The sequence below is a fragment of the Bradyrhizobium sp. I71 genome (assembly GCF_022354745.1).
Lineage (GTDB): Bacteria > Pseudomonadota > Alphaproteobacteria > Rhizobiales > Xanthobacteraceae > Bradyrhizobium > Bradyrhizobium liaoningense.
This window is the reverse complement of sequence record NZ_CP059398.1, coordinates 6,693,706-6,708,120: the sequence shown is the minus strand read 5'-3', so window position 1 is coordinate 6,708,120 and position 14,415 is coordinate 6,693,706. Positions and strand designations below refer to the sequence as shown.

Below are 14,415 nucleotides of genomic sequence, written 5' to 3'. Positions count from 1 at the left end.
CGTTGATCCGCCCGTCTCTGTCCGGTCTGGTTTGCGATTGATCCGAGTATCCGGCCACGGTATCCAGCGCGGCGGAATACGGACCGCATACACGTGCCTCATGCGCGCCCAAGCTTCTCTGCCCCGCCGCCCAATGCTGGTCCCTGTGTCGGATCGATGTACTCCGGCACGTCTGCAACCAGCGTGTTTGTAGTCAGGACCAGGGTGGCGACGGAAGCCGCGTTCCGAAGCGCCGTATATGTCACTCGGACCGGGTCGACGATGCCGGCCGAGACCATGTCGAGGAACTTGCCGTTGGCGGCGTCGAAGCCGACACCCGCCGGCGCGCCCTGCAAGTCGGCCACGACCTTTGCCGCATCGTGCCCCGCGTTCCGGGCAATGAACGCGGCGGGCCGGGACAGTGTCTCGCGTACCAGTTTGATGCCCTCGCCCAGGTCGCCATTGATGTTGCCGAGCGTGCGGGCGACCACCGGCGCGCATTGTGCCAATGCGGTGCCACCACCCGGCACAATGCCCTCCTCGGCTGCAGCACGCGCTGCACTGAGTGCATCGTCGATCAACTGGATCGTACGCTTTTGCTCGACAGGAGTGACGCCCCCCGCGAAGATCACGGCAGTGCCACCTGAGAGCTTCGCCAGCCGCTCCTTGAGCTTGTCCTGTTCGATATTCGGCGGTGCCAGATCGTATTGCTTAGCGACCTGCTGGCGCCGCGCGGCGATCGCCGCATTGTCGCCGGCGCCGCGAATGATCACCGTTTCGCGGGCACTGGCCCGAACCTGGCGGGCGGTGCCGAGATCGGCAAGGCCGGCCTCTTCCAGTCTGCCGCCAAGCTCGCGAGCGATCACTCGTCCTCCCGTTATGATGGCGAGGTCGTCCATCATGGACTTGCGCCAATGACCATAGTCGGGCGGATTGACTACCAGCACCCTGCCGCGGTTGCCGTCGCCAAGCAGCGTCGGCACGACTTCTGGCGCTATCTCTTCCGCGACGATGACAAGCGGCCGCCCGGTCGAAGCGACCGCTGCGCGCACCGCCGACAGCTCGCCCGGCGTCCTAATCTTCAGATCCGTCAGAAGAATGTAGGGCTGATCGAGCACCACCTCCATCTTCTCGACATCGGTCACCATATGGTGTGAAATGTAACCACGGTCGAACGACATGCCTTCGACGACCTCGAGCGTCGTGTTCGTCGTCAGCCCGTAATCGGAACTGATGATGCCATCCTTGCCGACGCGCTCCACGGCCTCCGCAATCAGCCCGCCGAGATGTGCATCGGTCGACGCAATCGTCGCTACCGCCTGGAGCGTCTTGCGGTCCGAGACAGCAATTGCCGAGCTCTTCAGGCTCTCGACGACGACTTCGACGGCCCGGTCAATACCTTTGCAGAGATCCACGGCCTTGGCGCCGCGCTCAAGGGCAGCAACCCCTCCTTGAATGAGACCATTTGCAAGCACCATCGCCGTCGTCGTACCGTCCCCGGCGACTTCGTTGGTCTGCATCGAGGCCTCGCGCACCACCTGGGCGCCCATGTTCTCGAAGCGATCGGGCAGTTCGATTTCAGACGCGATGGTGACGCCATCGCGTGACACGATCGGTGTACCGATTGGCCTGTCGACCATCGCATTCATGCCCTTGGGACCAAGGGTCGATTCGACGGCAGCGGCGAGCTTCTGGACTCCACGCGCAAGGGCGCGACGGGCCTCTATGTCATGCAGCAGAACTTTTGGCATTGCGTTCACTCCCCACGTGGTCTCGTGTTTGTCAGATCGGGCGGACTTGCTGACCGCTCCGTTGTCGGCAGTCCCAGACGCGTCTCACGCGGGCGCGACGACATGTTTCTCGGCAGTTGCCGCCAGTCCGATGGTCGAGCCGGCACAACCATTGCCACACGCACCGCAGGTGGATGCCCGTTCCGGACTACCACCATCGAATTCGCGATCGCGGGCAGCTAGAAGGCCCCTGCACAGCGAGCTGTTGAACTCCATGTTTATCCGCACTCCTCGCAGCCGCTGCAGATACGAAACGAGCTCCTGAGGAATGATCGCGAAGCCCTCGCAAGTGACGAAGGCGCGATCGTCGGGGAGTTGGGCCAGATGCCGTTCAACCAGGAGCTCGCGGTAGCGCAGCTTCTGGCGCGCGACTTCTCCCGGTCCAAAGTCGACTTCGTCGTAAGCGCCTAGAGTCATTCGGCAGATAGCCGAATCCTCATAACCCAGTCCGCGCAACGCCAGCATCATGCACTCCTGGCGCCGCTCGAACGCCTTCCGGCGGAATTTCTCGCGGAGGTCGTCAAGAGATCCTCCAGGCGCGAAGTCCTTGAGTGCCTCAGCGAATGACTTCCCCTCGCTGACGCCACGATTGATCTCGTGGGCGACCATGTGATCCCGGAGTTCCGGTCGCGCTTCCCGCACCCACGGTAGCTCTGACACAGACTGACGCATGTCGTCGGCCATGAGGAAGGCGAAGCTCGCCGAACACCAGTAGGTCGGCAGGCGAAAGACGATATCGACCCCGCCATCGTCATGGACAGTGACGAGCTCGACGAACCCGAGGTCGGTCACGGACTCGTCTAATTCAGGATCCGTGACCGTTGCGAGGCGCGTCCACACCTCGCCGGTTCTTCGGTCGCGATGTGGGATGACCTCGTCCATCCCCGTCATTCCGCCGCGATCGCGTGAGCTGTATTCCCGAGCTTCGCCTTCTGCGCCTCGACGTCGACGCCATAGAGGCGCGCGGCGTTGAGTCCGAGGATCTTCTTTTTCGCCTGCGGAGTGAGATCGACACCATGCTCCTGCTTCAGATCCTCCGGCAGCTCGAAATTCCAGAACTTTTCGACCAGCCAGCGGGGCGTCCAGATCGCGTAGTCGCTGCCGAAAAGAAGCTTGTCTTCGCCAACCCAGAACAGGAGCTCGCTGATCACTTCGGCGAAATAATGGGGCCGCCCATGGATGAACGGCAGCGCTACCGCCAGGCCGCCATAGACGTTGGTCTCCTGCACTGCGATCCAGCAGAAGTCATCCAGTCGAGGCAGCCCACAATGCTCGATGATGAAATTGAGGCCCTGGAAGTCGGTCGCCGCATGATCCACGTCGTGAACATCGAATGCATCCTTGTCGAGCGGAATAATGGTCGGTCCCTTGTGGACATGAATGTTCCTGATTCCGAGCTTCTCGCAGAGCTCTAAGCAGCGATAGGCGTTGGGATCCGTTAGCTTCCAGCCGCGCGAATCACCCTTCCACTCCGCCGTATAGAGCTTGACGCCCTTGATACCGAACGTCTCCTTCATGTAGTGGATGTATTCAAGCGCCCGCTCGCCATCGCGCGGATCGAACGCGCCATTGACGATGAAGCGATCCTTGTACTTCTTCGCCATCTCAGCGTTGCGATCGATCGTGTTGAAGCCGTTCTTGTAGAAATCCGTCAGGTAGGTCGACTGCACGATGGCCATGTCGTCCGGGCCATCGACGAACAGATCGCGATACATCTGCTCGGCGCTGTACTTTTCGAACTGCTCCTTGGGCCAAAGCTTGTCCTTCGGACTGAGCGACGTGTGGTAGGCATAAAAGCAATCAATGAACTGCTTGCCGTGGATGTTGAGCTGATTCGCCGGGCTACCGTCCCAAAAATGGGTGTGACCGTCGATGACGAACACTTCCTCGCCAGTGGGAGTTATGAACATGAAAGTCTCCAACGTTTATAGGTGCTTTTCCATCGATGTCGGGGAACGACCGTCCGCGCGAGAAGATGGTGGAGCTGCAATCCGGACAGACGCAGCCCACCTAGTCTCGGGAGACAGGTTCACTCGATGTATTCGAAGACCTCGTCCATGTTGCCGAACAGCGTCACCGTGTTGTCGTCGATGCGCACCATTCGGCCGTAGTGGGTAGAGGTGTTCACTTCGAATATCTCGGCCGTCATATCCTTGCCGAGAATTTCGCTGATTTCATCCATCTTGAAGATCAGCTTGCCCTCGCCGTCGATGCGGATCAGGGCCGGCTGATAGGTCACGGTTACGTTCGGCTTCTTCCCCATGAATTCGGCGATGGCGCGCGCCTCAACGCTGTCGTTCATGGTGACCCCGCACTGATGGGAGATCGTCTGTTCGAAACGAAGGTCTCCCATCTTCTGGAAGATGTTCTGGTTGGTGGCAGATCTGGAAGCAACGGACATTGCAATTTACTCCTTGGGAAGGGTGAGGCCGAGTTCGCCGAGAATCTTCTTGATGCGCTCGACCGACTGCGCGCGGGCATCGGCGTACTGCACCGGCTTCGAATGCGGCTGCGACCAGATCGGCTGCAGACCTGCTACCGCCTTGTTCGCGAGCGCCACATGCTTGTTCACCCAGCCCTGGAACAGCTTCTTGTTGTGAGCTGCGTGCTGATTATCGGTGACCAGCAGATGCATCAAGTCGATCGTATTCGCGAGATTGCGCTCATAGTCAGCCTCCGCCGCCGAGATGACGGACGGCGTGATGAAGTCACCGTTCGACGAGGCCGCCTGCATGAGGAAGCCGCTGCGGAACAGCTCGCCGACGAGCGGCTCGAACACGATGTTGGTGGCAAAGTACTGCTCAAGATAATCGGTCGAGCCCATGATCGACTCGATCGCTTCCCGGGTACCCTGCCAGCCCTTGTCTTCGAGCCAGGCGTGCTTGCCAGCTGCGTCGTCGAAGCCCGAAATATCCATTCCGATCTCGGCCAAGTAGAGCGTGATATCTTGGGCAAGGCGGAGCTTGTAGGACGAGTTGGTCAGCGTCGCGTTGTTGATCATCTGGGTGTAGCCGTAGCGCTGAGCCTGCATCAGCGAAGTGCCGAGCCCGAACTCGACGTGCTTCCACGCGCCGAGGTGATGCTGCAGGATCTTGATCCATGCCTTGTCGAACGACTTCGGCGCACCTGACTTGCGGCCGTTGGCGATCACCGCTTGAACCATCGCCTCGATCTTGGACTGCCGCTGATAGTGCGTGCGCTCCCATTCCTGGTCCGGAGCACGGAAGGCATGCCAGTTTGAGCTCAGCGCCGCCGTGTTGTCCTTGGTATAGGCGCCCTTTCCGTTCGGGAAAGATATGATCCAGTCCTGCAGCAGATAGCGCTCCGGATCAGGCTGTACGTCAACGGTCACGTCCTCGTAGTGCGTGGCCCGCTTGCTGCGTGGCTCGAAATAGCGGTACTTGCGGCTGTCGGAGTCAGGAAATACTGCAGCGCCGGCTGCGCCGGATCCGACTGAAACACTTGGAACGGCAGTCATAGTCTCTCTCCTCCCATTGGTGGCTCTACATTCGTTGGGTCGACACGCAGAACGTCTCAGTTGGTGGCCGGTGTGAACTTGTCGAAGAAGACACGCTCCGGTTCGACATCATTCATCTGCAACACTGGCGTCAGCGCCTCGATCATCGGCGATGGCCCGCAGGCATAAACGTCGACGTCCTCGCCATAGCCTGAGCTGCGCAGGTGTGCCCCGACGGCCTCATGCACGAAGCCTTTTTCGCCGTGCCAAGTCGCGTCGTCGGCCGAATGAGAAAGTACCGGCACGAACTTGAACTCCGGATGCTTCTCGGACAGTCCGGCGAAACGATCGAGATAGAATAAGTCGTTTTGCGTGCGAGCCCCGTAGAAGAAATGTACGGGACGCACCTCACCGGAGTTGAGGTGATCATGCAGGATCGACCACAGCGGCGACATTCCGGAGCCGCCGCCAACCAGGATCATGGCTCCGGTTTTGTTTTCTCGTCTGAAGCAGGTGCCGTACGGTCCCTTGATTCCGACCTTCGTTCCGACGGCGAGGTTTCCGTCGAGCCGGGAGGAGAAGCGTCCGTTCGGGTACTTCTTGATGATAAATGAGAGTTTTTGGCTTTCGCCCGGCGAATTTGCCATGGAAAACGAGCGCGTAATCGTCTCTGTCCCCGAGAGCGTGATGTCGACATATTGACCCGCCCAGAACTTCAGAGATTGCTCCAGCGATATCTCGAGGTACCTGATATCGTGGGTCAGCGCGGAGACGCCCGTCACCGTGCCGGTGAAATCCTTTACCGGAATTGATTTGGACAGCACCTCCTCGTCGTAGTTGAGGAGTTCCACCTCAAGATCCGAGTAGGCCAATGTTCGGCACAACAGGATATAGTCCTGACCGCGCTCCATTTCGTTAAGGGCAAAGGTCGAGTATTTCTTCAGCTCTACATCACCGCCGGTGAGCACGCATTTGCACGCCGAGCATTGTCCCTCCTTGCAACCGTGCGGCAGCGCGATGCCCTGGCGAAACGCGGCGTCGAGAACGGTTTCGTTCTCCTCGACCTCGAACTCTATTCCTACCGGTTGCAGGCGAACGACATTAGCAGGCGCGCCCATAGGGGCCTCCTCAAACCAAGGCTAGCAGATTTGCTCAGGGGGGCGGGAAGGAGCCAGCCAGAGCCGGCTCCTTCCGCTTCGCTTAGTTGCAAGGATTGATCGTGAATCCCTTGCGATAGTCGGCGAGGTGCGCCTCTCGGTCGGCCGGGCTCATCTCCCGCAGGGTGAGCAGCGGGCTCTTGAGAATGTGGCCGCGGACATCGTCGAGCGTCCACATCTCCTTCTCGTCGAAGCGCAGGTGCGGCTGGGCGACCAGGGTCTTGCCGTCCGTACGCACGAAGCCGAGATCCTTGATGGCATCGGCGATGTCCACATTGTGATAGACGCTTTCCCACTCGCGACGGCCGCTAAACCGTCCCATCGCCGGGGTCGGACGCCCCTGATACTCGCCGGCGAAAGCTTCCACCGCCGTCCAGCGATCGATCTCATGGGCGAAGGTGTAGAGCTCGCCGTCGATCTCATCTGTGACGATGTCCTCTCGGATCAGACAAGGCACCAGGCACGACCAGCAACGATGCGGATAGACATAGCCGACATCGCCGTTGAACAGAATGTTGGTCTGGCCGCGGTACGACAGCTTATCGTACCACTTCCAGAATTCGCCGAACTGAGCATACCAGCCCGGGTACTTGTGCTCGAACCATTCGAAGTCCTTGTCGGTCTGAGCCTCGATGCGCCAGAAGTTCGCCGACCAGCCGACCGCGAAGAACTGCGCGACTTTGTGGACGTAGTGCTTCTCGGTCAGCCGTTTCCAGGCGGTCTGCACGTCGTCATGATGGATCTTGATGCCGTACTTTTCGAGCGGCAGCATGTAGGTCCGATAATAATCCTCGAAGATCCAGCGGTGCCACATCTCCGCGTAAGACTCTTTGGTCTTGTCGCGGTTGGTGGTTCCATACTCGATGAAGGTTCCGATCGCGGCATCGACGATGGCGTGATTCTGCCAGAACGCATAGCGCATGTCGCGCTCGAGCAGCAGATGGTTCTCCGGCTCCTTCAGCATCGACATCAGCATCGAGTGGCCGTTGCCGATATGGCGGCTCTCGTCCGACTGAACCGAGAGGAAGACGGTCGGCAGCGCATAGTCGCCGTTGCGGGCGGCTTCCGATGGCATCGCGACGAACAGCGTATTGGTGAACGCGGTCTCGGCAACCACGGTCAGGTAAACGTTCGCTGACGTGATCGCGTCACCGGTGATGAAGCCTTCACCGAACTGACGGCCGATGGTGGTGGCGTAGCACTTGCCGAACGCTTCTTCGGTGATGTCGAACCCCGCCGGGTCGATGTAGTTCTCCATATACCATTTCTTCAGGTTCATCTGGATCGTCGAGTGACGAAACTCGTCGACCATCTGCATGGTGAAGCCGGTGCGGAGATCTTCGCCGGGCGCAAGGCGTCCGACCATGGCCATCGACCGGGCAGCGGAGATTTCCGGGAACGGGATGATCGCCAGGAACAGCTTCATCCACTCGACCCATCGAGGCTCGACGTTGCGGAACATGTCGCCGCGCAGGGCAGCATCGAGCGCGCCATAGACGCGGTTGTCCTTTTCTTCCTGCATCGGGAAGTAAGAGCGAAGGACCTGCTTCATCGGATCCTTCGGCGCCTTCGCGATCTTGTAGTCCGTGGGGAAGGTCATCGCTTCCTGGACGTAGGAAGGATTCCACCCGAGGTCTGCAATCTTCTTTGCAGCCTCACCGACGGAAATGCCGCGCTGAGCGGTGATCCTGTTGAGTGTCAAAGTTCCAGACATCTAGCCTATCCTCCTGATCGGGTCAGAGACCACTTCGATATTCCGCCTGCCGAGGACCTCGTCGAGCCGGGCAGTGCTTACCCGTGCGTTACGGGCCACCTCGCGGCCGCTCGCGCGACCGGACGTTTGATATCGGCAAGGGTCTAGGATGACTGCGGAGCCCTCCGGGGATGATCAGGGACGATCTTCGGACCCAGCGGCCTGCCGATCGCAATTGTCCCATCCCGCATGAAGCGCGCCTTCAGCTGAGCATCCCCTTCCCTCGTTCTTTTCGCGGCTCGCCCCGGACGGAGCAGTCTGCGTTGTTGTGCCCAGGAGCTTTGCAATGGGCGTGCCAGCACGTCCTGGGGCCCGGCCAAGTGATTTCTGATTGGGTAAGTGGAAGATCGGGCGAAGGCAGAGGCATCGCATGCTTGGGTCGCAACTGCCTGAGATGCAATTTGCGACACGAATTGCAGAATGAGAATCTCAGCGCGCGCATAGCCAGCGATTTTGCACCGCAACGTTTGCGTCGCAATATCGATCTGTCGGCTCTCTTGGATGCTGAAATTGTTTTTGTTCGCCGTTAGTCGGGACTGGCAACCGGTGCAGCTTCGCACTTGGCGATCGGCGTTATTGTGAGCTGGCTCCTTGTTCGCCCGCTCGAACTAGCGATAGTCTTCCACAACGGTTGAATTCCTTGATTGCCCAGCTCGAGACATCCAGCGGCCGGAATAGAGGGCGTAACAATCATGATCGCAAAAGGGCAGTCCGGTGCTGAATTCTCTCAGATAGCTTGCGTGAATTGGCTCACAGCAAAACATGCAAAACGTTATTTGACATGGCGTCCTGCCGTTTACCAGAATGAACCTCACGTGGCGCCTCCCAATGCGAAGCATGACGATGCCACCATGTCATCGTTGAACACCTAGGCGACTCGCAAACAGCGGAGCCATCTATGGTCGGCCTCCCTACGTACTCTGAACCGGTCGACGCACTTGCCGGAGCAAAGGGCCGTTGGCCAGCAGCAGTAACGGATAAGGTCACACGTTCCGCCGCAGACGGCGCAGCAACTCGCTAAACCGTGGTGTGGATTCTTGGAGCTCTTGCCCATTCCGGCCTCCTGTTGATATCGCGTGAATAGTTCTCCGAGCTTTCACACAGCACCGCGGTCACACGCGAAGTGCGGCGTCGGCGATGGTGCTGGCTTGCCATGTCTCGCGGCGGATACGGACGCCAGGCGCAAGAGTTTGTCTCTGATGTGCGCCTGAAGGCGAAGCGGCTCGTTCTTGGCCGTATCGGTGCGCCTCGCCGGCGAGTACCTGCACAGGAGGTGTGCAACGGCCGTGCCAGATCGTTCGATGGCCTCTTTTGGATGGTCTTCCGAGCAGCGGAAGACGGAGCTGGGCAACATTGGGGGATGGCGATATCGCCCTGAGACCGGTCGCGTTGCAAATTGCGACGACGACGCAAACTGAGACTCTGTGCGACCCTCGCGTTTGCGCCGCAACATGAGTGGTCTGCGCGAATGCTTGGACAGCCAGAGGACGTCAAATCCATCGCGAGGAGCGCATTCTCGCGATGGATGACCTGGTTCTGAATCAAGGAATCAAAACAGCACGTCCGTGGATCTTGCCGGCGTTGAGATCGTGCAACGCCTTGTTTGCATCCGCGAGGCGATATTCGGCGGTGGCGAGTTCGACCAAGCCTCGATCCGCGAGCGCCATCAACTCCGTTAGCTCGGCCCATGTGCCGACCAAATTTCCGATGATGTTCTTCTCGGTAATCACCATGTCGACGGTCGGAACACGGATGTCCTCACCATAGCCGACAACGTAATAGCTGCCCATCGGACGGGTCATCGCCAGGCCTTTGGATGTCGTGCCCTTCTCCCCGACGAAATCGATCACCGCTTCCGCACCGTTTCCGGCAGTCAGAGCCAGCACTGCTGCCACTTCGTTGCCGTCCGCTTTCACAAGATGATCGGCGCCGGACTTTTCGGCCAATTTCAGCGACTCTTCGGACTTGTCGACCACGATAACGTCGGCCGCGCACATCGCCTTGAGACACTGGATTCCGATGTGGCCCAAGCCACCCGCTCCGATAACGACGCAGGATTCGCCTGGCAGAAGGTGTCGCGTGGCCTTCTTGATTGCGCGATAGGCCGTAAGGCCCGCATCCGCGTAGGGCGCCACGTCCTTCGGAGCAAGCGTCCGCGGCAGCGGCACGATGTTGCGTTCCGAGGTGCAAAGGAATTCTGCGTAGCCACCGTTGCAGTCGAGACCCGGAAAAGTGCCGGGACCGTGCATGTCGAAGCCACGGCGACAGGCGAGACACGTGCCGCCGGTGATCTTCGGGTGAACAATGACCGGGTCACCTTTCTTCAGGCCATCAACTTCCTTGCCAACTTCTTCGATCCAGCCCGCATTTTCGTGGCCCATGATGATGGGCAGCAGTTTATCGCCGGTCGGATCCATGTGCGGCTTCCAGACGCCTTCGATGATATGAAGATCGGTCCTGCATACGCCCGCGCCGCCGATACGGACGATGACGTCCGTCGATTTGGTCAGCTTGGGATCCGGCACTTTCTCCTCGCTGACCCACTGGTCGTTGGACAGCTCTTCATCATACGCTCTCAATACTTGGGCTCTCATGTTGTCCTCCGTCTGCCCAGCGAACTTCGTGCTCGCCATCGCCGAGGCGCCTCAGCATTTTTCGTGCCAGCGGATCTATTATTGCAGCGCAAACGACGGTTTCAACGGGCGACAAGCCGCGTGTCGATGTGGCAGCCGTAGATCGCCCGCGCTTCAACGGATGCATCTCGGGCGCCCGCTCGGGATGTCCGGGAGAGGATCTTGAAGCGTTCTGACCGCATCAAGTTGTACGGTGGGTTGAAGCGGGTCTACTCCAGATCGTGCGGATCATGAGTTGCCAGTACGCATCTGGACCAGCGTCTCATGGCGATCGTCGCCTATCCGACTGGCCAACAAGTTCAAGTTGGGAAGGTCTCTATTGGCGATAGCTGAAAGGCGAACGCCATGTCGGATGCTGACTTGCGCCGATACAGGTGGCCAATGCAGTTGAACAACTCGAAAGCACAACGACTACGACGATCTCTCCCAAGGGTTGGAGACAGAACTGGATCTCTGCAGATCACATCCACAGTTTGCCCACCATGAATTTTCTGTATCTCGCGGTGCACACGCCGTCTTCTAGCGGATCGGCTGCCAGCTGATTTTGTGCAGCTTTCGCAGAGCCTGCGAACAGGCTTTGGGAGTTACCCCGTAGATTATGAGTGCGTCCGCGCCGGTCGCTTGCAACGTAAGAATCTGGGAATCGACCGTAGGATCCAACACCTCGAATGACACCGCGCCTGCAATGACTTGGTCTGCGGCAGCCCCGAGCGCTTCTTTTGTTGCTTTAAGATAATCCTTTCCGGCGTCATCATTCTGGTAAAGGATGGCGATGCGCGTGTCGGGCTTTCCTTCTTGCCCCATATAGTGGCTAGTTCCTCCGGAACGCTGCCGACCCCAAGCAGACTTTCGTTGGCCTCGAGCTGCTTGATTGCACCGGACGGCCTCTACCACCGCCGCATCCTTACCAGCGTCCTACGAATGAGCAGCGCCGAACGGCGCCAAGTCGAGGCGAACGGCAACGCCATCCAGGTCCGGGCTTGGCGCCGGATAACGTTTCATCACCAGCGGATCATGGCCGGGAACGATGTGATCTTCGTCCGGCGCTGCGGCTCGCAGCTTGTCAAACCCCACGAGCATGTCTCCGACATGAAACGCCGTCGTGAACGGACGCTCGCTCGTCATATTCTCGTAGAAGTGACTGACGTCGGAGGCGAGCACGACGGGGCCGCGCCGCGTGTTGACGCGCACGAACTGAAGGCCGGCGGAGTGTCCACCGGCCGCATGGACCGTCAATCCCGGCGCAATCTCGGCATCGCCGTCGTAGAACAGCACCCGGCGCGCGTAGTTCAGCCGTACGATCCCACAGACGTCCTCCACCTCGAAGGAATGCGACAGACGCGGATATTGCATGTATCGCCCGGTGGCGTAGGCCAGCTCGCGCTCCTGGAGATGAAACCGCGCGTTCGGAAAACGGTCGAAATTGCCGGCATGGTCGTAGTGAAGATGGGTGAGGATCACGTCCTTGACGTCGGCAGGATCGATTTCGAAGGCGCGCAGCGTCTCCACCGGACAGCGCAGGTAAGTCCGCCTGCGCTGCTTGGCGACGTCCGCGTTGAAGCCGGTGTCGATGACGAAGGTGCGCCCGCCTCCCCGCGCCAGCCACATGAAATAGTCCATCGGCATCGGCCCGTCATGCGGGTCGCCGCCGATGAAGTGCTCGCTGCGCTGCGCCTCGCGCGTGGCGTAGCGGATGGCGAAGAGCTCGTAGTCCGGGTCGGCCATGAGACTTCCAATCGAGCGGACAGGTACTCAGGAGCCGGCCGCGTCGACATCGTTGAAGGCCTCGCGCGCGTTGCGGAAGGCGTCGATGCCGGCGGGCACGCCGCAATAGACCGCGACCTGGAGCAGGATTTCCTTGATCTCCTCCTTGGTGAGCCCGTTCTTCAAGGCGCCCTTGACGTGCAGCTTCAATTCGTGCGGGCGGTTTAGCGCGCCGAGCATCGCGAGATTGACGATCGAGCGCGTGCGCCGGTCTACGCCGGGCCGCGTCCACAATGCGCCCCAGCAGAACTCGGTCGACCACTCCGCCATGGTGCGTGTGAACTCATCGGCACCCGCGATTGACTTGTTGACGTAGTCCTCGCCGAGCACCTCTTTACGAACCTTGAGGCCCTTTTCGAACAGTTCGGTCTTGCTCATGATCGTCCCTTTCAGGTCTTGAGAGATTTCAGTTGGAGATTCTGTGGTGCAATGCCGGCGGCGGCCATAGCGATTGCATGAGATTGCCGACGTCATCGGCCGCATCGAGCCGCCAGATTGCGTCGATGACGCGGTCCGCATCCCAGTCGCTCCGACCGGTGCGCACGCCGTCGCGCAACTTCTCTTCGATGTCGCTGTCCGAGAGCGGCGCAGCCTGGCTGCCGCGCGGCGAAATGACGGCCTCCGTGAGCACATCGCCGGACGACAGGCGCAAGGTGACGCGTGCGGCGCCATCCGGCATCTCGCGGTCGAGCTCTGCCCTGACCTTCCCCCGCAATTGCGCGATATCGGGCCGGACCACGGTCTCCTGCTCGAACTCGGTGACGCCGGCCCTGCCGAGCAACAGGCCGCACGCCACGCAATGATGGATGCTGACGCGCGCATCGCGCGCGTTGTTGACGGGACGGTCGCCACGGGCAAGCAGCAGCGCCGAGCCCTGTACGATCACCGATTCGATCTGGTCGGCGCGCCGACCAATCCGCTCGCGCAATAGCAGACAGGCGTCGATTACCGCGTGAAAGACGATGCCGGCCGGATACGGCTTGTAGGTATTCTCGGCGATCTCCCAGGTCTTGCCGAGACCGTCGAGAAGCCGCGCGAGATCGGGCTCACCCCCCATGGTGCGCGCCCAACCGAGCGGCCCCTCGATGGCGCGGGGCGCGGCCTCAAAGCCCTGCTGCACCAGCAGCGCGGCAAACAATCCGTTCCGCGCGGCGTTGCCGACGCTGACATTCTTGGCGGCACTCGGCAGGTTCTCGACATTGCCGGCCGACTGGCTCGCCGCAATTCCGATGGCGTTCGCAACTCCTTCCGCCGAAAGGCCCAGCAGCTTCGCGCATGCCGCGGCGGCACCGAAAATCCCGCAGGTCGAGGTGATGTGCCAGCCGCGCGCGTAGTGGTGCGGCGACACCGCATTGCCGATTCGGCACTCGACGTCGACACCGAGGATGAAGGCCGTCAGCACCTCGCGCCCGGACATCCTGCGCGCCTCCGCCAGCGCCAGCACCGGCGCCGCGACCGGCGCTGCCGGATGAATGATCGTGTCGGGATGGGTGTCGTCGAAGTCGAGCAGATTCGCCGAGATGGCGTTGAGAAACGACGCGCACAACGCATCCATTCGCTCGGTATGGCCGATGACCGTCGAAGTCGCCACGCCGCTGAATGGCGACAACGTCCGCATCGCGGCCTCGACCACCGGGTCGCGGGCAGAGCCCAGCGCCGTCGCGAAGAAATTGAGAATCGACCGTCGCGCCTCGTGACTCTGCGCCTCCACGTCCGCCCATGACGAAGCGGCGACGAAATCGGCGAGCGTCTTGCTCACACTCGGAATCGGATCTTGCGGCACGCGGGACGTCTTTCCTCGCTTTCTTTCGACCTTAAGCCGATCCGCGGCAAACTGTCGACCCCAAATGTTATGCTTGACAGCTTGTCTGACAATCATAAC

11 protein-coding genes and 1 pseudogene are annotated in these 14,415 nt (G+C 60.3%); all 12 read right to left on the bottom strand.

Annotated features, from left to right (window positions below; genetic code table 11):
- Positions 1-98: 98 nt before the first annotated feature.
- Positions 99-1,730: a molecular chaperone GroEL gene (locus FJV43_RS31815; protein ID WP_239622958.1), complete on the bottom strand. Its 1,632-nt coding sequence runs from the start codon at positions 1,728-1,730 to the stop codon at positions 99-101.
- An 84-nt stretch (positions 1,731-1,814) separates the two neighbouring features.
- A complete protein-coding gene (locus tag FJV43_RS31810) occupies positions 1,815-2,651 on the bottom strand; it encodes an iron-sulfur cluster assembly protein (RefSeq protein ID WP_239622957.1) in 837 nt (278 codons plus the stop codon).
- A gap of 5 nt (positions 2,652-2,656) precedes the next feature.
- Positions 2,657-3,679: an amidohydrolase family protein gene (locus FJV43_RS31805; protein ID WP_239622956.1), complete on the bottom strand. Its 1,023-nt coding sequence runs from the start codon at positions 3,677-3,679 to the stop codon at positions 2,657-2,659.
- Between the two features lie 119 nt (positions 3,680-3,798).
- Positions 3,799-4,170, bottom strand: coding sequence for an MmoB/DmpM family protein (locus FJV43_RS31800; protein ID WP_212433623.1), 372 nt, complete (start codon positions 4,168-4,170; stop codon positions 3,799-3,801).
- 6 nt (positions 4,171-4,176) lie between these two features.
- Entirely contained in the window at positions 4,177-5,247 is a 1,071-nt protein-coding gene (locus FJV43_RS31795) for an aromatic/alkene monooxygenase hydroxylase subunit beta (RefSeq protein WP_239622955.1), read from the bottom strand.
- Positions 5,248-5,303: 56 nt separating this feature from the next.
- Positions 5,304-6,344 carry a 2Fe-2S iron-sulfur cluster-binding protein gene (locus tag FJV43_RS31790; protein WP_239622954.1) on the bottom strand — a complete coding sequence of 347 codons (1,041 nt, stop codon included), beginning with the start codon at positions 6,342-6,344 and terminating at the stop codon, positions 5,304-5,306.
- Between the two features lie 82 nt (positions 6,345-6,426).
- Positions 6,427-8,097 carry an aromatic/alkene/methane monooxygenase hydroxylase/oxygenase subunit alpha gene (locus tag FJV43_RS31785; protein WP_239622953.1) on the bottom strand — a complete coding sequence of 557 codons (1,671 nt, stop codon included), beginning with the start codon at positions 8,095-8,097 and terminating at the stop codon, positions 6,427-6,429.
- Positions 8,098-9,677: 1,580 nt separating this feature from the next.
- Entirely contained in the window at positions 9,678-10,730 is a 1,053-nt protein-coding gene (locus FJV43_RS31780; RefSeq protein ID WP_345946209.1) for an NAD(P)-dependent alcohol dehydrogenase, read from the bottom strand.
- Between the two features lie 561 nt (positions 10,731-11,291).
- Positions 11,292-11,555, bottom strand: a pseudogene (locus tag FJV43_RS31775) (branched-chain amino acid ABC transporter substrate-binding protein); the annotation flags it as partial.
- 129 nt (positions 11,556-11,684) lie between these two features.
- On the bottom strand, positions 11,685-12,494 hold the full coding sequence (locus FJV43_RS31770; protein WP_239622951.1) for an N-acyl homoserine lactonase family protein: 810 nt from the start codon (positions 12,492-12,494) through the stop codon (positions 11,685-11,687).
- Between the two features lie 27 nt (positions 12,495-12,521).
- Positions 12,522-12,911 (bottom strand): carboxymuconolactone decarboxylase family protein, encoded by a 390-nt coding sequence (locus FJV43_RS31765; RefSeq protein ID WP_239622950.1) that lies wholly within the window; start codon positions 12,909-12,911, stop codon positions 12,522-12,524.
- A 28-nt stretch (positions 12,912-12,939) separates the two neighbouring features.
- Entirely contained in the window at positions 12,940-14,292 is a 1,353-nt protein-coding gene (locus tag FJV43_RS31760; protein ID WP_239622949.1) for an MmgE/PrpD family protein, read from the bottom strand.
- Positions 14,293-14,415: the final 123 nt, after the last annotated feature.

Coding starts and splice junctions, on each gene's coding strand:
- FJV43_RS31815 (WP_239622958.1), bottom strand. CDS start 1,730: ATGCCAAAAGTTCTGCTGCATGACATAGAGGCCCGTCGCGCCCTTGCG.
- FJV43_RS31800 (WP_212433623.1), bottom strand. CDS start 4,170: ATGTCCGTTGCTTCCAGATCTGCCACCAACCAGAACATCTTCCAGAAG.
- FJV43_RS31795 (WP_239622955.1), bottom strand. CDS start 5,247: ATGACTGCCGTTCCAAGTGTTTCAGTCGGATCCGGCGCAGCCGGCGCT.
- FJV43_RS31785 (WP_239622953.1), bottom strand. CDS start 8,097: ATGTCTGGAACTTTGACACTCAACAGGATCACCGCTCAGCGCGGCATT.
- FJV43_RS31780 (WP_345946209.1), bottom strand. CDS start 10,730: ATGAGAGCCCAAGTATTGAGAGCGTATGATGAAGAGCTGTCCAACGAC.
- FJV43_RS31770 (WP_239622951.1), bottom strand. CDS start 12,494: ATGGCCGACCCGGACTACGAGCTCTTCGCCATCCGCTACGCCACGCGC.
- FJV43_RS31790 (WP_239622954.1), bottom strand. CDS start 6,344: ATGGGCGCGCCTGCTAATGTCGTTCGCCTGCAACCGGTAGGAATAGAG.
- FJV43_RS31810 (WP_239622957.1), bottom strand. CDS start 2,651: ATGGACGAGGTCATCCCACATCGCGACCGAAGAACCGGCGAGGTGTGG.
- FJV43_RS31805 (WP_239622956.1), bottom strand. CDS start 3,679: ATGTTCATAACTCCCACTGGCGAGGAAGTGTTCGTCATCGACGGTCAC.
- FJV43_RS31765 (WP_239622950.1), bottom strand. CDS start 12,911: ATGAGCAAGACCGAACTGTTCGAAAAGGGCCTCAAGGTTCGTAAAGAG.